The organism is Streptomyces sp. NPDC045778 (assembly GCF_056431945.1).
The window spans coordinates 205580-223136 of sequence record NZ_JBWKJZ010000014.1 but is presented as its reverse complement, the minus strand read 5'-3'; the positions used below and the strand labels follow the sequence as shown (position 1 = coordinate 223136).

Annotated in this window: 16 protein-coding genes; 9 read left to right on the top strand and 7 right to left on the bottom strand. The window is 70.3% G+C overall.

The genetic code is table 11. From position 1 onward, the window contains the following. Window positions 1-92: 92 nt before the first annotated feature. Window positions 93-1319, bottom strand: coding sequence for an acyl-CoA dehydrogenase family protein (locus AC07GB_RS20295; protein WP_478847295.1), 1227 nt, complete (start codon window positions 1317-1319; stop codon window positions 93-95). Window positions 1320-1479: 160 nt separating this feature from the next. On the opposite strand from AC07GB_RS20295, the gene AC07GB_RS20290 reads away from it, so the two are divergent. Beyond that, window positions 1480-2133 carry a TetR/AcrR family transcriptional regulator gene (locus AC07GB_RS20290; protein ID WP_478847293.1) on the top strand — a complete coding sequence of 218 codons (654 nt, stop codon included), beginning with the start codon at window positions 1480-1482 and terminating at the stop codon, window positions 2131-2133. Window positions 2134-2194: 61 nt separating this feature from the next. On the opposite strand, the gene def is transcribed toward AC07GB_RS20290, so the two are convergent. Then, the gene (def, locus tag AC07GB_RS20285; RefSeq protein WP_478847291.1) at window positions 2195-2740 is read right to left on the bottom strand and encodes a peptide deformylase; all 546 of its coding nucleotides are present in this window, start codon (window positions 2738-2740) and stop codon (window positions 2195-2197) included. Window positions 2741-2877: 137 nt separating this feature from the next. Here def and AC07GB_RS20280 point away from each other — a divergent pair, with 137 nt between their 5' ends. From AC07GB_RS20280 to AC07GB_RS20260, 5 genes are all read left to right on the top strand, one after another. Beyond that, window positions 2878-4125: a MurT ligase domain-containing protein gene (locus tag AC07GB_RS20280; protein WP_478847289.1), complete on the top strand. Its 1248-nt coding sequence runs from the start codon at window positions 2878-2880 to the stop codon at window positions 4123-4125. Window positions 4126-4158: 33 nt separating this feature from the next. Further along, window positions 4159-4887: a type 1 glutamine amidotransferase gene (locus AC07GB_RS20275; protein WP_478847287.1), complete on the top strand. Its 729-nt coding sequence runs from the start codon at window positions 4159-4161 to the stop codon at window positions 4885-4887. 231 nt (window positions 4888-5118) lie between these two features. Beyond that, window positions 5119-6144 (top strand): 6-phosphofructokinase, encoded by a 1026-nt coding sequence (locus AC07GB_RS20270; RefSeq protein WP_478847285.1) that lies wholly within the window; start codon window positions 5119-5121, stop codon window positions 6142-6144. A gap of 127 nt (window positions 6145-6271) precedes the next feature. Then, complete coding sequence (locus AC07GB_RS20265) at window positions 6272-7243, top strand: cytochrome c oxidase assembly protein (protein WP_478847283.1); 972 nt, start codon at window positions 6272-6274, stop codon at window positions 7241-7243. Between the two features lie 98 nt (window positions 7244-7341). After that, window positions 7342-7500: a hypothetical protein gene (locus tag AC07GB_RS20260; protein ID WP_478847281.1), complete on the top strand. Its 159-nt coding sequence runs from the start codon at window positions 7342-7344 to the stop codon at window positions 7498-7500. A gap of 119 nt (window positions 7501-7619) precedes the next feature. Here AC07GB_RS20260 and AC07GB_RS20255 read toward each other — a convergent pair whose 3' ends face one another. Further along, window positions 7620-8027 carry a subtilase-type protease inhibitor gene (locus tag AC07GB_RS20255; protein WP_478847279.1) on the bottom strand — a complete coding sequence of 136 codons (408 nt, stop codon included), beginning with the start codon at window positions 8025-8027 and terminating at the stop codon, window positions 7620-7622. A gap of 322 nt (window positions 8028-8349) precedes the next feature. Between AC07GB_RS20255 and AC07GB_RS20250 the strand changes: the two genes are divergently transcribed. Beyond that, complete coding sequence (locus tag AC07GB_RS20250) at window positions 8350-9093, top strand: lysophospholipid acyltransferase family protein (RefSeq protein WP_478847277.1); 744 nt, start codon at window positions 8350-8352, stop codon at window positions 9091-9093. A 131-nt stretch (window positions 9094-9224) separates the two neighbouring features. Here the strand turns inward: AC07GB_RS20250 and AC07GB_RS20245 are convergent, their stop codons facing one another. After that, a complete protein-coding gene (locus tag AC07GB_RS20245) occupies window positions 9225-10829 on the bottom strand; it encodes an alpha/beta hydrolase (RefSeq protein ID WP_478847311.1) in 1605 nt (534 codons plus the stop codon). Window positions 10830-11290: 461 nt separating this feature from the next. On the opposite strand from AC07GB_RS20245, the gene AC07GB_RS20240 reads away from it, so the two are divergent. Further along, on the top strand, window positions 11291-11764 hold the full coding sequence (locus AC07GB_RS20240; RefSeq protein WP_478847275.1) for a hypothetical protein: 474 nt from the start codon (window positions 11291-11293) through the stop codon (window positions 11762-11764). A 239-nt stretch (window positions 11765-12003) separates the two neighbouring features. Next, complete coding sequence (locus AC07GB_RS20235) at window positions 12004-13686, top strand: phosphorothioated DNA-binding restriction endonuclease family protein (protein ID WP_478847273.1); 1683 nt, start codon at window positions 12004-12006, stop codon at window positions 13684-13686. Window positions 13687-13755: 69 nt separating this feature from the next. Here the strand turns inward: AC07GB_RS20235 and AC07GB_RS20230 are convergent, their stop codons facing one another. The 3 genes from AC07GB_RS20230 to ureG form a co-directional block, all read right to left on the bottom strand. After that, window positions 13756-15795, bottom strand: a complete 2040-nt coding sequence (locus AC07GB_RS20230; protein WP_478847271.1) for a TerD family protein — start codon at window positions 15793-15795, stop codon at window positions 13756-13758. A 208-nt stretch (window positions 15796-16003) separates the two neighbouring features. Beyond that, window positions 16004-16798, bottom strand: a complete 795-nt coding sequence (locus AC07GB_RS20225; protein ID WP_478847269.1) for an urease accessory protein UreD — start codon at window positions 16796-16798, stop codon at window positions 16004-16006. Further along, the gene (gene ureG, locus AC07GB_RS20220) at window positions 16795-17487 is read right to left on the bottom strand and encodes an urease accessory protein UreG (protein WP_478847267.1); all 693 of its coding nucleotides are present in this window, start codon (window positions 17485-17487) and stop codon (window positions 16795-16797) included. The genes AC07GB_RS20225 and ureG overlap by 4 nt, the downstream gene beginning before the upstream one ends. Window positions 17488-17557 lie beyond the last annotated feature (70 nt).

Sequence of the window (17557 nt, the reverse complement as noted above, 5' to 3'; positions counted from 1 at the left end):
GAGGGGGAGGAGGGAGAACGGGGGGGGGGGGGGGGGGGGGGGGGGGGGGGGGCCCTTCCCCCCCCCCCCCCCCCCCCCCCCCCGCAGCCGTCTCAGCGGATCGGCAGCCCCGACAGCGTGCGCGCGATCACCAGGCGCTGGATCTCGCTCGTCCCCTCGAAGATCGTGTAGATCGCGGCGTCCCGGTGCATGCGCTCCACCGGGTACTCGCGCGTGTAGCCGTTGCCGCCGAGGATCTGGATCGCCTGCGCGGTGACCTTCTTGGCGGTCTCGCTGGCGAACAGCTTCGACATCGAGCCCTCCGCGCTCTCGAACTTCTTGCCCGTGACCGCCATCCAGGAGGCGCGCCACACCAGGAGCCGGGCCGCGTCGATCTGCGTGCGCATGTCCGCGAGCTGGAAGGCCACGCCCTGGTTGTCGATGATCGGGCGGCCGAACTGCTCGCGCGTCCTCGCGTACTCCAGCGCCTCCTCGTACGCGGCGCGGGCCGTGCCCACCGCCATCGCGCCGACGGCAGGGCGCGAGGCCTCGAAGGTGGCCATGGCCGCGTTCTTCACGCGCTCGCCGCCGCTCTTCGCCCGCTCCCGCGCGCGGGCGAGCCGCTCGTCCAGCTTCTCCTTGCCGCCGAGCAGACAGGAGCCGGGCACGCGCACGTCCTCCAGGACGACCTCGGCGGTGTGCGAGGCGCGGATGCCGTGCTTCTTGAATTTCTGGCCCTGGGACAGGCCGGGCGTGCCGGGCGGCACGATGAAGGAGGCGTGCCCCTTGGAGCCGAGGTCGGGGTCCACCACGGCGACGACGACGTGGACGTTGGCGATGCCGCCGTTCGTCGCCCAGGTCTTGGTGCCGTTCAGGACCCACTCGTCCTTGACCTCGTCGTAGACCGCGCGGGTGCGCATCGAGGCCACGTCGGAGCCCGCGTCCGGCTCGGACGAGCAGAAGGCGGCGACCTTCACGTCACTGGCGTCGCCGTACATCTGCGGGATCCAGGTGCCGATCTGGTCCTCGGTGCCGTTGGCGAGGACGCCCACGGCGGCCAGGCCGGTGCCGACGATGGACAGGGCGATGCCCGCGTCGCCCCAGAACAGCTCCTCCATGGCCATCGGTATGCCGAGGCCGGTGGGGTCGAAGTACTGCTGCGCGTAGAAGTCCAGGGAGTAGATGCCGACCTTCGCGGCCTCCTGGATGACCGGCCAGGGCGTCTCCTCGCGCTCGTCCCACTCTGCGGCCGCGGGGCGGATCACGTCGGCGGCGAACCCGTGAAGCCAGTCCCTGACCTCCCTCTGCTCGTCGTTCAGCTCCATCGTGAACTCGGCCATGACCCCTCCGGCTGCGAACCCTGCTACGTTACTTCCGGTAACTAGAGTCTGTTACTGGCCGGTAGCCTGTGTCAACTCCCGGCAGCCCGTTCGATGCGCGAAGGCTTCCGGGTGTTACGTTGCGCGTTGCGTCAGGAATCGCACGGGCGGAGAACACCACATGGAGACCACGCAGCGGACCGATCAACAGCGGTCCGCCGAGCAACGACGGCGCGAACTCCTTGAGGCGGCCGACCGCGTCGTGCTCCGCGACGGACCGGGCGCCTCGATGAACGCCATCGCGGCGGAAGCGGGCATCACCAAGCCCATCCTGTACCGGCACTTCGGCGACAAGGGCGGCCTCTACGCGGCCCTCGCCAAGCGGCACACCGACGCGCTCCTCGCCTCGCTGCGCGCCGCCCTGGACGCCCCGGCCGAGCGCAGGGAGCGCGTGGAGGCCACGCTCGACACCTACCTCGCGGCGATCGAGGCCCGGCCTCAGGTCTACCGCTTCCTCATGCATCCGTCCGAAGCCGCGTCGCCCGGCGAGGGGAGCACCGAGGGCTTCGACGTCGGCCTGCACTCCGCTCCCCTGCTGCGGCGCCTCGGCGAGGAGCTGGCCGAGGTCATCGAGGAGCGCGTCGACCTCGGCCCGCAGAGCGCGGAGCTGGCGCGCGTGTGGGGCCACGGCATCGTCGGCATGATGCACGCGGCGGGCGACTGGTGGCTCGGCGAGCGCCCCTGCCCCCGCGCCCAGTTGGTGCGCAGCCTGGCGGACCTGCTGTGGGGCCGCCTGGCCGCCGCGGGCAACCGGGTGGGCGGGCCCGGCTTCTGAAAGCTGTGAGGGCCCGGGGCGCGCCGCGCCCCGGGCCCTCACGTCCACGCGGCCCGCGGGCTCAGGCCGTCGCCGCCCAGGGCGCACGCGCCGCCTGGCGCAGGACACGCCGCTTGCGCCAGCCCGTGACGTGGTCCGTGTACACGCCGCCCGTCAAGTGGTCGCTCTCGTGCTGGAGGCAGCGCGCGAAGAACCCGGTGCCGTGCACCCGCACCGGCTCCCCCGTCACGCTCACGCCCTCGACGACCGCGTGGTCGAAGCGCGGGGTCGCCGCCTCCAGGCCCGGCAGCGAAAGACAGCCCTCGGGGCCGCGCACGGTCACGCCGTCGAGGTCCACCACGCGCGGGTTCACGACGTGGCCGAGGTGGCGCACGTCCTCGTCGTCCGGGCAGTCGTACACGAAGACCTTCAGGCCCACGCCGACCTGGTTGGCGGCGAGGCCGACGCCCCGGGCCGCGTACATCGTGGCGAACATGTCCTCGACGAGCGCGGCCAGTTGGGGCCCGAAGTCCGTCACCTCCGCACAGGGGGTGTGCAGCACGGGGTCACCGAGCAGGGTCAGGGGTCGTACGCGCCCTGAGGCGCCCGGGATCGTGCCGTGTCGCATGGCCGCAAGAGTACGGTCCAGGGGACAGCAGTGGTGCCGGGTGGTGGTGCGATTCGGGCTTGTCAGTCGATCTCGATAGGCTGGGCCGACACGATGCCGGGCAGGCGCGGCGCCGTACGCAAGGAGGACCCAGAACGATGGCAGGACACCCTGGCAGCTCAGAGTCGCTGTCGGCACGCGCCAAGCTGGCCGTGACGGCGGGCAAGGCAGCCGCGGCGGTGTCGCGCGCGGCGGGCCGCGGCAGCGGTTCGGTGATCGGCGGCAAGGTCGCGCTCAGACTCGACCCGGAGCTCCTCGGCCGGCTGGCGAACCACCTCGACGTGGTCCTCGTCTCGGCCACGAACGGCAAGACGACCACCACGCGCCTGATCGCCGAGGCCCTGCGCGCCAGCGGCCCGGTCGTGTCCAACGCCCTCGGGGCGAACATGCCCGCGGGCATCACCTCGGCCCTCGCGGGTGGCTCGGACGCCAAGTTCGGCGTGATCGAGGTCGACGAGAAGTACCTCGCGGGCGTCGCCCGCGACGTCGACCCCAAGGCCATCGCGCTCCTGAACCTCTCGCGCGACCAGCTCGACCGCGCCGCCGAGACCCGCATGCTCGCCGAGAAGTGGCGCGAGGGCCTGGCCGGCACCAAGGCCGTCGTCATCGCCAACGCCGACGACCCGCTGGTCGTCTGGGCCGCCTCCTCCTCGCCGAACGTGGTGTGGGTGGCCGCGGGCCAGGCCTGGAAGGACGACGCCTGGTCGTGCCCGGCCTGCGGCGGCGTCATGCAGCGCCCCGGCGACGACTGGTACTGCGGCGAGTGCGGCTTCCGCCGCCCCACGCCCAGCTGGGCCCTGTCCGGCGACCACGTCCTGGACCCGCACGGCTCGGCCTGGCCGATCCACCTCCAGCTCCCCGGCCGGGCGAACAAGGCCAACGCCACCTCGTCCGCCGCCGTCGCCGCCGTCTTCGGCGTGCCGCCGCAGGTCGCCCTTGAGCGCATGTATCAGGTGCAGGCCGTCGCGGGCCGCTATGACGTGGTCCAGTTCCAGGGCCGCGACCTGCGCCTGCTGCTCGCCAAGAACCCGGCGGGCTGGCTCGAAACGTTTTCGCTCATCGACGGCCCCCCGGCCCCGGTGATCCTCTCGGTGAACGCGCGCGGCGCCGACGGCACCGACACCTCCTGGCTGTGGGACGTCGACTACACCCGGCTCGCCGGTCACCCGATCTTCGTGCTCGGCGACCGCAAGCTGGACCTCGCCGTCCGCCTGGAGGTCGCGAACCTCGACTTCCGCGTCTGCGAGAGCCTCGACGAGGCCGTGCAGCTGGCCCCGCCCGGCCGCATCGAGACCATCGCGAACTACACCGCCTTCCAGGACCTGCGCCGCCGCGTGGGCAACTGACCGCGCCCCGACCGTCACTGAGGACCAATGAGCATGAGCGACAACAGCCTCCGGCTGGTCTGGGTCTACCCCGACCTGCTGTCCACGTACGGCGACCAGGGCAACGCCCTGGTCGTGGAGCGCCGCGCCCACCAGCGCGGCCTCCAGGTCGAGCGCTACGACGTACGCAGCGACCAGCCGGTGCCCACCTCCGGCGACATCTATCTGATCGGCGGCGGCGAGGACCGGCCGCAGCGGCTCGCGGCCGAGCGCCTGCGCCGCGACGGCGGCCTCCAGCGGGCCGTGGGCAACGGCGCGATCGTCTTCTCGGTCTGCGCCGGCTACCAGATCCTGGGCAACGAGTTCATCAACGACCTTGGCCAGCGCGAGCCCGGCCTCGGCCTGCTCGACGTGGTCTCCGTGCGCGGCGAGGGCGAGCGCTGCGTCGGCGACGTCCTCGGCGACATCGACCCGCAGCTCGGCCTCCCGGAGCTGACCGGCTTCGAGAACCACCAGGGCGTCACCCACGTCGGCCCGAACGCCCGCCCCTTCGCCCGCGTCCGCCTCGGCAAGGGCAACGGCACGGGCGACGGCACGGAAGGCGCCTACAACGGCACCGTCTTCGGGACGTACATGCACGGGCCCGTCCTGGCCCGCAACCCGCTGATCGCCGACCTGCTCCTGAAGCTGGCGCTCGATGTGAACGCGCTGCCGCCGACGGACGACCGCTGGTACGAGGCGCTGCGCGCCGAGCGGATCGCGGCCGCCCAGCAGCCCGCGTAACGCCTTCCGGCGCGAGGAGCGGCTCGTGTCGCGCCGCGCGCTCGTCCTCAAACGCCGGACGGGCTGGATGATTACGCCCGTCCGGTGTTTCGCTGCCCGCCCCGTCCGGCGTCTCTGTGTCCAGTGGGTGGGCGATGCCTGCGGAGGCGGGCGGTGCGCCGGTAGGGTGGGCCGGGATTCTGCCGGACGACGGGGTCCGGTCACCGCCCACCTTGCAAAGGTTTTCGCACCATGCGTATCGGTGTCCTGACCTCCGGCGGCGACTGCCCCGGTCTCAATGCCGTCATCCGCTCCGTCGTGCACCGTGCCGTCGTCGACCACGGCGACGAGGTCATCGGCTTCCACGACGGCTGGAAGGGCCTCCTGGAATGCGACTACCGCAAGCTCGACCTGGACGCGGTCGGCGGCATCCTGGCACGCGGCGGCACGATTCTCGGCTCCTCCCGGGTGCAGCCCGCCCACCTGCGTGACGGCGTCGAGCGCGCCAAGGGCCACGTCGCCGAGCTGGGCCTCGACGCGATCATCCCGATCGGCGGCGAGGGCACCCTGAAGGCCGCCCGGCTCCTCTCCGACGCGGGCCTGCCGATCGTCGGCGTACCCAAGACCATCGACAACGACATCGCGGTCACCGACGTGACGTTCGGCTTCGACACCGCCGTGGGCGTCGCCACCGAGGCCCTCGACCGCCTCAAGACCACCGCCGAGTCGCACCAGCGCGTCCTGATCGTCGAGGTCATGGGCCGCCACACCGGCTGGATCGCGCTGCACTCGGGCATGGCGGCGGGCGCGCACGCCGTCGTCGTGCCGGAGCGCCCCTTCGACATCGAGGAGTTGGCGAAGAAGGTCGGCGAGCGGTTCGAGGCCGGCAAGAAGTTCGCCATCGTCGTGGCCGCCGAGGGCGCCAAGCCGCGCCCCGGCACCATGGAGTTCGACGAGGGCGGCAAGGACGTCTACGGCCACGAGCGGTTCGCGGGCATCGCCCGGCAGCTCTCCCTCGAACTGGAGCAGCGCCTCGGCAAGGAGGCACGCCCGGTCATCCTCGGCCACGTCCAGCGCGGCGGCACGCCCACCGCGTACGACCGCGTCCTCGCCACCCGCTTCGGCTGGCATGCGGTGGAGGCCGTGCACCGCGGCGAGTTCGGCCGGATGACCGCGCTGCGCGGCACCGACATCGTGATGGTGTCCCTCGCCGAGGCCGTCGAGACGCTCAAGACCGTGCCCGAGCAGCGGTACGACGAAGCGGAGTGCGTGCTCTAGATCACCGCCCGGCCCGGCGAGGACGGCCCGGGTCCTGAATCCGCCCCCGGTCGCGAGTGCGACCGGGGGCGGTTCTACTCTGGTGCGGACACACAGCGCACAATCTGCACGAAACAGGAGCCAGCGGATGGATCACGGCGGGCACGGCATGCACGGCATGGACCATGGGATGAACATGGACCTGCCGCCGTTCACGCTGGCGCGCGGCCTGGAACTCTCGGTCGAGCCCTTCTTCCTCATCAGCTGCCTGGTGGCGCTCGGCCTGTACGGCTTGGGCGTCGTGCGCCTGGTGCGGCGCGGCGACAAGTGGCCCGTCGGGCGCACGGTGTCGTTCGTCGTGGGCGTCCTGTCGATCCTGCTCGTGATGTGCACCAAGCTGAACGACTACGGCATGGTGTTGTTCAGCGTGCACATGGTGCAGCACATGATCATCAGCATGCTGTCGCCGATCCTGCTGCTGCTCGGCGCGCCGATCACGCTCGCGCTGCGCGCGCTGCCGGTCGCGGGCCGGGGCCGCAAGGGGCCGCGTGAGCTGCTGCTCGCGCTGCTGCACAGCCGGTACGTGCGGATCATCACGCACCCCGCGTTCACCATCCCGATGTTCATCGCGAGCCTGTACGCGCTGTACTTCACGCCCTTGTTCGACACCCTCATGGGCTCCAAGGCCGGGCACATCGGGATGATGGTGCACTTCCTCGCCGTCGGCCTGGTCTTCTTCTGGCCGATCATGGGCGTCGACCCGGGCCCGCACCGGCCCGGCCATCTGATGCGGATGCTGGAGCTGTTCGCGGGCATGCCGTTCCACGCGTTCTTCGGCATCGCCTTGATGATGGCGTCCGAGCCCATGATCGAGACGTACAAGAACCCCCCGGCCTCGCTCGGCGTCGAAGCGCTCGCCGATCAGAACGCGGCGGGCGGCATCGCCTGGGCCTTCAGCGAGGTCCCGTCGGTGCTCGTGCTGCTCGCCCTGCTCTTCCAGTGGTACCGCTCCGACCAGCGCGAAGGGCGGCGCAAGGACCGCGCCGCCGACCGCGACGGGGACAAGGAGCTGGAGGCGTACAACGCCTATCTGGCGTCACTGGCCTCGCGCGGCCGCTAGCGCGGCGGCCTCCTCACGGGTGAGGATGGCGTCGAGGCCACGGTCTCGGCGCCCCGGATACCGGACGCCCGAGCCGTCTGTCGTGAGGAGGCAGGGCGATGCCGGGTTCTACGAAGACGATGGGGGCGTTCACCATCGGCGGTCTGGTGATGGTGACCGCCTACACAGTGGCGCTCGGCAGCAACGGCTGGCTGTGGTTCGGCTGGGTGGTGCTCGGGCTGATCACCGTGGCGATGGTCCTCTCCCGGCCGACGTGAGGTGCGGGTCGGCCCGCGACCGGTAGCGACCCGGTGTGAGAGGCGGGGCGCGGGCCGGGGCCCATGACGGGCAGGGCGCGGGCCTGGCCCCACGACGGGCAGGGCGCGGGCGCCCCGGCTCAGAAGCGGAACACGTGTCCCGTCGACGCCTCCAGCTCGCACGCGTTGCCGTACGTCTTGTGCCAGGCGACCGGCCGCCCCCGGAACGTGCCGGTCGCGCTGACGGTGACCGGCTCGTACTCCTTGGTGCACATCCGGTCGTCGTGCGGCAGCTTCTCGAAGTCGCCGCCCGCCCGGCGCAGCTCCGCGCACGCCTCCCGGGCGAAGGGGTGGTGCCCGGGCAGTCCGGGCGCACAGCGCAGCAGCACCCCGCGGATCCAGGTGTTCTCGTCGCCCGACACGGTCAGGAAGACGCCGCGCTTGCCGGGCGGCGTCCCTTCGGCGGACGTGGCGGGGACGGCTGCCGACGGCCCGGCGGCCGCGGCGAGGGCGAGCAGCGCGACCGGGGTGACGAGGAGCGAGCGCATGGGACCTCCGGGAAGCGAGGGCGAACGCCGCGTCACGGACGAGGACCTCGGGCGTCACGGACGGTGGCGTCCGGGGCAGTGATGTCCGGGGCGGCTTGGCATCGGCCCAGCACGCCGTGCGGCGGCGGGCCGGGCCCAGCGCACTCCTGCCGGGCGGGGCCCGGCCAGGGGCCACGCCGCGCGCTCCCCCGGCCGGCCGCGCGGCGGGGCCCGAACGGACCAGTTCGCCGCGCGATCGAATCGACCCGAACGGGCTCTCGCCTAGGCGCCGCCGATTGACTACTGTGCGTCGGCACCACCCCCGGGGGAAGGCGGCGCCCGCATGTTCTACCTGGTCCTCAAGTACGTGTTGATCGGACCTCTGCTCCGGCTGATGTTCCGGCCCAGGATCGAGGGCCTTGAGCACGTCCCGGAGTCCGGCGCGGCCATCGTCGCCGGGAACCACCTGTCGTTCTCCGACCACTTCCTGATGCCCGCCATCCTCAAGCGGCGCATCACGTTCCTGGCCAAGGCCGAGTACTTCACGGGCCCCGGCGTCAAGGGCCGCCTCACCGCCGCCTTCTTCCGCAGCGCCGGGCAGATCCCGGTGGACCGCTCCGGCAAGGAGGCCGGGCAGGCCGCCATCCGCGAGGGGCTCGGCGTGCTGCGCAAGGGCGAGCTGCTCGGCATCTACCCCGAGGGCACCCGCTCGCACGACGGACGCCTGTACAAGGGCAAGGTGGGGGTGGCCGCGATGGCGCTCAAGGCGCAGGTGCCGGTGGTCCCGTGCGCGATGATCGGCACGTTCGAGGCGCAGCCGCCCGGCAAGGTCGTGCCGCGCTTGAAGCGCGTGACGATCCGCTTCGGCGAGCCGCTCGACTTCTCGCGGTACGCGGGCATGGACGGCGAGAAGGCGGTCCTGCGCGCGGTCACCGACGAGATCATGTACGCGATCCTCGGTCTTTCGGGCCAGGAGTACGTGGACAAGTACGCGGCCGTGGTGAAGGCGGAGGAGGCCGCGGGGGAGACTGCGGAGGGCGGGCGCACCGCGGCGGAGCGCCGGTTCCCGAGGATGCCGCTGAGCTGAGCCGCTCGGCGGCGGCGCGGAACGCGTGACACGGGACGCGGAACGCGGAACTCGGAACTCGGAACGCCATCGGGAGACCGCCCGGCCGAGGCCGCGGGCGATCTCCCGACAGTGGTCGTCGCGCAGGGGTGTTACGGCTTGGGCGTGGCGTGCGGGGCGCAGGTCACGTCACGGCTGTCCACCTTGCCGGTGAGCAGGTAGGTGTCGACCCGCTCGTTCAGGCACGGGTTCTCCAGGTTGGTGATGCCGTGCGAACCGGCGTCCTTCTCGGTGATCAGACGCGAGCCCTTGAGGCGCTTGTGCAGCTCCACGCCGCCCTCGTACGGGGTGGCGGCGTCGCGCGTGGCCTGGGCGATCAGCGTGGCGGGCAGGCCCTTGCCGGTCTTGACCTCGATGGGCTGGTGCTGCTTGCTGGGCCAGGTGGCACACGGCAGGTTCATCCAGGCGTTCGCCCAGGTCATGAACGGGTGGTCCTTGTGCAGGCGGGTGTTGTCCCGGTCCCACTTCTTCCAGCTGGTGGGCCACTTGGCGTCGGCGCACTCGACGGCGGTGTAGACCGCGTTGCTGTTCTCCGAGGCCTTGTTGCCCGCGATGTCGGACATGTCCGGGCTGGCGGCCTTGATCAGCGGCTGGCGGTCACCGGCGACGAACTTGCTCCAGTTGGTGGCGATCGAGACCCAGGTGGAGTCGTAGTACGGCGCGCTCTGGAAGTACGACGTCAGCTCGGCGGGGCCGACGACCCCGTCGAACGGCGCCCGCTTCGCGGCGGCACGCAGCTTCGTCCACTGCGCGGCGACCTTCTTCTGCGTGTCACCGAGGTGGAAGACGGAGTCGTACTTGGCGACCCACGTCATCCAGTCCTTGAGGCGCGTCTCGAAGGCGACGTCCTGGTCGAGGTTGGCCTGGTACCAGATCTTCTCCCGCGAGGGGTTCACGACGGAGTCGAAGACCATGCGGCGCACGTGCGAGGGGAAGAGGGTCGCGTACACGGCGCCCAGGTACGTCCCGTAGGACACACCGAGGAAGTTCAGCTTCTTCTCACCCAGCGCGGCGCGGATGACGTCGAGGTCACGCGCGGTGTTCGGGGTGGTCATGTGCGGCAGCATCCAGCCGCTGCGCTCCTTGCAGCCGTCCGCGTACTCGGCGGCGAGCTTGCGCTGGGCGCGCTTGTCGGCGGCGGAGTCGGGCACCGGGTCGAGCTTGGGCGCCTTCACGAACTCCTGCGGGTCGACGCACGAGATCGGCGTCGAGTGGCCGACGCCGCGCGGGTCGAACCCGACGAAGTCGTAGGCCTTCGCGGTCTTCTCCCACAGCTTGCTCTTGTTCACGACACGCAGCGGGAAGCGCATGCCGGAGCCGCCGGGGCCACCGGGGTTGTAGACGAGCGCGCCCTGGCGCTCCTCCTTGCTCCCCGTGTTGCCTATGCGGTCGACGGCCAGCTTGATCTGCTTGCCGTCGGGCTTGGCGTAGTCCAGCGGGACGGTGACCCACCCGCACTGCACGGGCTTCGCGAACCCCCAGTCCTCCGGACAGTCCTTCCAGGCGACGCCCTTCTTCGCGGCCCGCGCCGCGGCGACGGCGGCCCCCCGGGCCTCCCGGTCCTTCGCGTACGCGGCCTTGCCGCCGGGGGCGTCGGCACTCGCGGCAGGCGCGCCGAGCGCCCCCGCGATCAGCGTCGCCGCGACAAGAGCACCCGCGGACCCGAGCGTCACCGCTCGTCTGCTCCGCGCGGTCATCTGGGTACGTGTCAAGTGAGGCCTCCCGCACATCGTTTCGGTCATTCCCTCGGTACGGGGATACTTCCGCCTGCGGGGGTGGTCAGGACAGGTGTGCTTGTTGTTCTTTACCAATCCGATAAACGGTGCGGAGCGTACCGTTCAGCGGCCAGGGCAGGTCAGAGGCCCGTTCCCCTTGCTCGACCGGGCCTCTGACGTGCGGTGCGTGACTATCTGAGTGACTATGTCCCGGTCTCGAGCCCGAAGATGCCGTCCATGGCGGTTGCGCCAGTTTGGATCACGGGGCGCATCCATTCCATGCAGCGAGGCAGGGTGGGTGCGGCCCGGCTCAGAGCGAAGCCGCCGCCCCCCATGGCCGCAAGCCCGGTCGGGGCCGGGGCGAACACAGCCCTTGATCGGTACTGGTTTGCCTTGGGAGGGGGCGACTGCACCGTCCCAGAGCCATGAGGCACGATTGCGGCATGACCTTCGATCACGGGCGACTTGATGCCTTGTCCGCGGTTTTCGATCACCTTGAGCGAGAGTTGGGGAATCCTAACCGACCCGAGTCCTGGCCCTCAGCCGCCGAAGTGATGCAGCAGGTCGGTCAGGTGCGTAGTGCCGTCGAGGTGGAACGGGCCCATCTGGTGGCGATCGAGAAGTACAACCAGGAAACGACGACACGCCTCGCCAAGTGGCAGCAGGAAATCGACGAGCGCAATGCGCCCATCCTGCGGAACAGCGAGCGGGTCAAGGCTTCAGACCTCGAAGTCGGCGACACGCTCCTGATCCGCGCGACGACGGGCAACTACCGGACTGCCCGCGTGACGGCTGTTGCGATCGACTCCTACTACAGCCGTGAAGCCGGACGTCCGGTGTTGGGCATCTCGCGAACCGGACGCAGCACGCCTGAGGCGTACGACCCCGATCAGTGGGTGGAGCGGAAGATCAGGTAGGGCCGACAGCCACGCCTGAGCGTCACGGTGCACGGCGGTGCTTCTCGGTGTGCCGGCCTGGTCGTGCCCTACTGCGGGCCGACGCCGAGCACTCGCCCCTCACTGCCTCGTCACCGTCGCGTCCTGGCAAACTCGCCATGACAAGGGAAGACGAGGCAAGGGGATGTGCGGTGGGAAGCCAGTTGCGGGTCGGTCAGGTGTTGCGGTCCTCACGGAACAGGGACGCTTCCGTCGCGAGCATGGACGGCTACCCGAACATCCACCACCTCACCGCTTCAGACATCCTCGCGCAGGTGCAGCTCAGCAAGGGGATCAACCCGATCGCCGAGGCCAAGGCTGCGGGTGTCGGACGGCGACCGGCTGTCCTCATACGCTCGAGCCCGTGGAAAGCCGGTTCCGTCGAAACGCCCTGGCACGATGAGTTCGACCTGGCCAACGGGCGCGTCAGCTACTTCGGAGATCATCGCGTCGATCACACTGTCCCTGTGGGCGCCACCCAGGGCAACCGTGTGCTGTTGCAAGCGTGGAACCGTCACAATGCGACGACTGCACAACAGCGTTCCTTGGCCGAGCCGCTGCTCGTCTTCGCGACGGTCACGCGTAACAGGACTCCCAAGGGATACGTCAAGTTCTGCGGCGTCGCGATCATCGAACGTGTTGAGCAGGTGGAGCAGAAAGATAAGGACGGCACCTTTCCCAACTACCGCTACGATCTCGCCCTTCTCGACCTGAGTGACGAAGGCGACCAGGTCGACTGGGCCTGGATCGAAGCGCGCGGCGATCGCAGGGTCTCCACGACCGCGGCACTGGAGAAGGCACCACGATCCTGGCGTCATTGGGTGGAGAACGGGCATGCCGTTCTGCCGGAGGTTCGTCAGCGCCCCGTCCGCCTCGAGGAATCCGAGGGCACCCGTCGGCACATCGAAGGTCCTGCGGACGAGGAAGCCCTGTTCCCCGTTCCTCGTATACCCCAGGGCAAATCGTCGGCCAGCCCAGAAAGCGATCAGAAACGACAACGCCTCACGCCGGCCGCGCTCATGGAGAGGCTGAGGAACCTCCAGGTTCACCAGCAGAATGGTCTGCGCAGTCGACACAAGCCGTTGACTCTGTTGTGGGCCATCGCCAGGAACAGCCGAGGGGAGTCACGCCTCGTTCCCTGGTCGGAGTTCCGCGACGAGGTGGGCAAGGTGTTGGCCCAATTCAGGCTCCCCCAGTCGTCGCCCACGCCCGAGTACCCGTTCTGGGATCTGCGGACGAGCGGCCTGTGGGACATACAGGGTCTCCCAGCAGAGCAGACCGGCAATATCAGCCCCTCGGCGTTCGACAGATACAACCCCGAAGCGGGTTTCACGCCACAGGCGGATCGGCTGTTGAAACACCCACTCGTGCGGTCCCAGGCGATCGCCACGCTGCGGCAGGTCTACTTCGCCGAATTCGCCCACCACCAGTTGATGGAGCAACTCGGCCTTGCCGGTTACGAGACCGCGAGCGGCATCGAGAACGACGACGGCAGACAAGGCCCTGCTGCTCGTCGTGTCGCGCGCAGCTCACGCCTGGTGCGCGACGACGCCTTGGCCGCCAGGGTCAAGGCGATGCACGCCGATCACTGCCAAGTCTGCGGAAAGCAGTTGGCGAAACGGTTCGGCACATATAGCGAAGCAGCTCACATACGCGGCCTCGGGCAGCCGCACAACGGCCCCGACGAATTGCCCAACCTGCTCGTGCTGTGCCCCAACCATCACGTGCAGTTCGACACGTTGGCGCTCTACATCGACCCAGCCGGTGTCGTCCGCTGGGCTGCGGACGACACGAGCATGGGAACACTGCGTCGGCTGCCGGGACATCCCATCAGCGAAGCCCATGTGCGCTACCACCGTGCTCTGTGCGGCAGGGACACTCCGGACCAGGAAGTGCCCCAGTAGGCCACGTTTCAACGTTCGATGCAGCGGGATGACGTGGCCCACACCAGGGTCGCCCTCATGGTGTGGGCCTCACGCTGCCGGTGTCCGCTCTGGCGCAGGGGCCCGGCGCGCTGTCGGCTGGTCGAGATGTGCCACCACCGTGGCGTAGAAGCGGTGCACGGCGTCGTCAACGCTGCGGATGAAGCCGGACTCGGCATTGCCACGGCTACTGCCCATGCCTTTGAAGAGGGAAAGGCGGAAACCGGTGATCCGGGCGCCATCCCGCGGCAGCATGTCGGCCGGCTCCGGGCGCAGTCGTTCGAGCGTGCCCCGCGGACCACCCGACTCCTCCTCGACCAGGGTCTCGATGTGGAGGTCGGCGGGAGCCTCGCTGAGTCGTCGCACAAGCCGTTTCGCCCAGGTCAAAGGGTAGCCCTGGTCGGGCGCTGGGATCTCGATGCAGGTGCGCAGTCTGCCGGTTCGCAGGTCGGCGATGACGGTGAGGAGGCCGGGCGTCCCCTCGATGCGGACCTCCGCGTGCAGTCTGCCTTCGAGACAGAGCAGGTCGGCGAGGCGAGATCTGCGGGTCCCTGGGTCGATCCCGCGCTTCGACCGCTGCACGGGCAGCACCTTCTGACCGAGTTCGCCACCGAGCCTCAGGCACACCTGGCGGATGAGCCGCTCCCAGCTTTCCACCACCTCAAGGGCGCGGGCGTCTCCATGGCACAGGGTCTCGTCGTCGGTCCCATTGCGTACGGGAACCCAGGCGGAACCCATGTTCTGGAAGCCGTGGCAGCCCGAGCTCTCGTGCTGGAGGTAGTGCAGCAGTTCCTGGAGCAGCCAGGCGTGTGCCATGTTGCCCACGCCCTCGTGCCGGATCAGCATCTGCGCCTGGTGGGCGACCTCCGCCCAGGACAGGTGCCAGAGCGCCACCTTGTGCTTGCGCCGCCCGTCGGTCCTGACGTCGACCAGCGGACTGCCCTCCAACGCCACGTCGTTCGACAGGGTGATCACCGCCTCGTAGCCCCGACGCGCGGCGATGTCCATGTACGCCTGCACCTGCTCGGCCCTGAGGGCGTTGCCATTGGTCTTGGTCTCCACCAGCGCTGTCCACAGCTTGCCGGCCCGCTCCACGCGGATCACACCGTCCGGGCGCCTGGGAGCGTCGCCGTGCGGCAGCGAGACCTCGGCGAACGTCTCCATGCGACCCGCCGGTGCGCCGAATGCGGCTGTGAGCCTCCTGCCGAACTCCGGGACCTGCGCCATCACCGACAACAGCACGGACGTGGCCCGCATCTCACGGTCCCGATCGTTCTTGAGCGCGGACACCGGGAAGGGTCTTGCCTGCCTCCAGGAATCGTTCTCCGCCAAGGACTTCTTGACCGTCTTGGGCAAGGTGACCTTCTTCTTGGCGGTGCGAGGTCGCGCCGTGGGCTTCCTCGGCTCTGCGTCGTCCTCGGGCTGCCGGGGCGCCGGTACGGCCGTCAGCACGGGGCCCGGTCCACCGTCCGGCGTCGTGCCCTCGGGTACGACGGCTGCCTCCACAGCACGCGCCAGATCCTCTTGTGCCTCCTCGATGGCCGCGTCGTCGTCGATGTCCACGCCGAAGTCAGTCGCCAGGCCTGCCAGGCCAGCCTCATAACCCTGCCCCACGGCCCGGAACTTCCACTCGCTGCCACGGCGGTAGAGCTCGCCGAAGATGAACGCGCTCACCGAGTCCGCTTCGTCGATGCCGAAGCGGATCAAGCCATCGCCCGAGGCGTCGGACAACGTCAGTTGCAGGTCGTCAAGTTCGCCGAAGTGAGCTCCGTCGTATCGGCTCGCGGCCACCACGATGCGGTCGACATCATCAGGGACCGCGGACAAGTCGAAGCTGATCCTGTCCTTGCTTCCGTTGCCACTCGGAGACTTGCCCAGGAGCTGGACGCTCCCGTCCGTGGCAATCGGGTTGTTGTAGAAGTAGAAGTCCGCGTCGCCGCGCACTTTGCCGTTGACGTTCAGCATCAGAACGGAGACGTCGGCGTCGCCCTCGCCCGTTGCGCTGGTCCATTCCAGACTCACCATCACGGAGCCGACGTTGTCGCTCAGGGTTGCCAGCCCCACATTGGCACCCTTGGTCAACTCGTACATGTCCCCACCCCCTTTAACGCACGCCCGACCCGAGTCGCCTGCGCGCACCGCCCGACAGACGTCTGGATGTGACGTGCCCCACATTCAACGCACGGCAGGACTCTAGTACTCGGCCTGTACGGTCCGCGGCGGTCTGCCGGAATCAGAGGGGCGGACCGTGTCTGTGATGAACATGTGTTTTCGAAGGGGCCCCGCCACCGTCCGCGCCCTAACCCCACCGCGCCAGCGCCTCGTCAAGGATGCGGCGCAGACACAGAGCGTCCGGTGCGACCGCGGTCACGAGTGCGCCCGGTCCCCCGAGTGGTGTGAGCGCGGCATGCTCCCCCAGAAGGGCCGCGGGCGGCACGGCAGAACGGAACTCCGGTCGCACAATGAGGAGTTGCCCCACAGCCCGGTGTCCCCCGAGGACCGCTGGGCCGTCCCAGCCCGGTGGGGCGGTGGGGCCGAAGGTCAGTTGTTGGTCGAGCAGGGGGCGGCCGGCGTGGTGGGCGGTGAGGCGGGTGTGGAGGAGGCCGGGGGGTTCCGCGGTGCGGCCCAGGGTCTGTTCCTCGCGGAGGATCAGGCGGCCGCCATCGGCGATGTCGACCCGGGTGGTGACCCGCAGGTCGCTGCCGTGGACGGAGATCAACTGCTCGGGGAGCCAGCACAGTTCCGCGTCGGCGGCGACGGTGAGGCGTACGTCGTAGTGCGCCGCGTGCCCGTCCTGGCCCGGCAGGGCCATCGTGGCCGCCGCGGAGCCGATGTGGAGGCGCGCGCCCGGCGCGGCCGTCGCCTCGACGGTGAGGTGGTCACCACCCAGCGGGCCGCTCATCGCGCCGACCAGCAGGACCCGGGCAGCGGCGCCCGCCGCGCCAGCGGCCCGGACGCGGCGCAGGGCCAGCGGACCCTCGCCCTCCAGGACGGCCAGGACGGTGCCCCCGCGGCCGTCGGGGCGGGCGGTGACGCGGGCGGTGGCGCGCACACCCGCGGAGCCCAGGGCCCGCGTCACCGGCGGGCTCGTCATGCGTCGGCCGCCACCCAGGCCGCGTACCGCCCGCGCACCCACTCGGCCACCGCCGTCACACCCTCGGCCGAGCGCAGCGACTGGAAGACGACCGGCAGCCCGGCACGCTGCGCCTCGGCGTCCGCCGCCATGCGGGCCAGGTCCGAGCCGACGTACGGGGCGAGGTCCGTCTTGTTCACCACCAGCAGGTCGGCCGTCGTCACGCCGGGGCCGCCCTTGCGCGGGATGTCGTCCCCTCCGGCCACGTCGATCACGAAGATCTGGGCGTCCACCAGGCCGCGCGAGAACGTGGCGGTCAGGTTGTCGCCGCCGGACTCGACGAGGATCAGGTCCAGGGGGCCGACCTCGTCCTCCAGGTCCTCCACCGCCTCCAGGTTCGCGGAGATGTCGTCCCTGATGGCGGTGTGCGGGCAGGCGCCCGTCTCCACCGCGGTGATCCGCTCCGGCGGCAGTACCGCCTCCTTGAGCAGGAACTCGGCGTCCTCCCGGGTGTAGATGTCGTTCGTGACGACGGCGAGGGACAGCTCATCGCGCAGCGCGTGGCAGAGCGCCGCCACCGTGGCCGTCTTCCCCGTGCCGACCGGGCCGCCGAGGCCTATGCGGAGGGCGCGGCGCCGGCCGTCGGGACGGCGCGCGTCCGCGCTCACGGCCGCGGCCGCGGCCGCGTCGTGGGAGTGGTCCAGGTGCATGGTTCTCCTTGGTTCTCGGTCTTTCGTGGTGGGCGCCCCGTGGGGGTGTTCCGCGGCGGGCCCGGCCGGA

Coding starts and splice junctions, on each gene's coding strand:
- ureG (WP_478847267.1), bottom strand. CDS start 17,487: ATGCACCTGGACCACTCCCACGACGCGGCCGCGGCCGCGGCCGTGAGC.
- AC07GB_RS20235 (WP_478847273.1), top strand. CDS start 12,004: ATGGACGGCTACCCGAACATCCACCACCTCACCGCTTCAGACATCCTC.
- AC07GB_RS20290 (WP_478847293.1), top strand. CDS start 1,480: ATGGAGACCACGCAGCGGACCGATCAACAGCGGTCCGCCGAGCAACGA.
- AC07GB_RS20230 (WP_478847271.1), bottom strand. CDS start 15,795: ATGTACGAGTTGACCAAGGGTGCCAATGTGGGGCTGGCAACCCTGAGC.
- AC07GB_RS20255 (WP_478847279.1), bottom strand. CDS start 8,027: ATGCGCTCGCTCCTCGTCACCCCGGTCGCGCTGCTCGCCCTCGCCGCG.
- AC07GB_RS20275 (WP_478847287.1), top strand. CDS start 4,159: ATGAGCGACAACAGCCTCCGGCTGGTCTGGGTCTACCCCGACCTGCTG.
- AC07GB_RS20240 (WP_478847275.1), top strand. CDS start 11,291: ATGACCTTCGATCACGGGCGACTTGATGCCTTGTCCGCGGTTTTCGAT.
- AC07GB_RS20295 (WP_478847295.1), bottom strand. CDS start 1,319: ATGGCCGAGTTCACGATGGAGCTGAACGACGAGCAGAGGGAGGTCAGG.
- AC07GB_RS20225 (WP_478847269.1), bottom strand. CDS start 16,798: ATGACGAGCCCGCCGGTGACGCGGGCCCTGGGCTCCGCGGGTGTGCGC.
- def (WP_478847291.1), bottom strand. CDS start 2,740: ATGCGACACGGCACGATCCCGGGCGCCTCAGGGCGCGTACGACCCCTG.
- AC07GB_RS20280 (WP_478847289.1), top strand. CDS start 2,878: ATGGCAGGACACCCTGGCAGCTCAGAGTCGCTGTCGGCACGCGCCAAG.
- AC07GB_RS20260 (WP_478847281.1), top strand. CDS start 7,342: ATGCCGGGTTCTACGAAGACGATGGGGGCGTTCACCATCGGCGGTCTG.
- AC07GB_RS20245 (WP_478847311.1), bottom strand. CDS start 10,829: ATGACCGCGCGGAGCAGACGAGCGGTGACGCTCGGGTCCGCGGGTGCT.
- AC07GB_RS20270 (WP_478847285.1), top strand. CDS start 5,119: ATGCGTATCGGTGTCCTGACCTCCGGCGGCGACTGCCCCGGTCTCAAT.
- AC07GB_RS20250 (WP_478847277.1), top strand. CDS start 8,350: ATGTTCTACCTGGTCCTCAAGTACGTGTTGATCGGACCTCTGCTCCGG.
- AC07GB_RS20265 (WP_478847283.1), top strand. CDS start 6,272: ATGGATCACGGCGGGCACGGCATGCACGGCATGGACCATGGGATGAAC.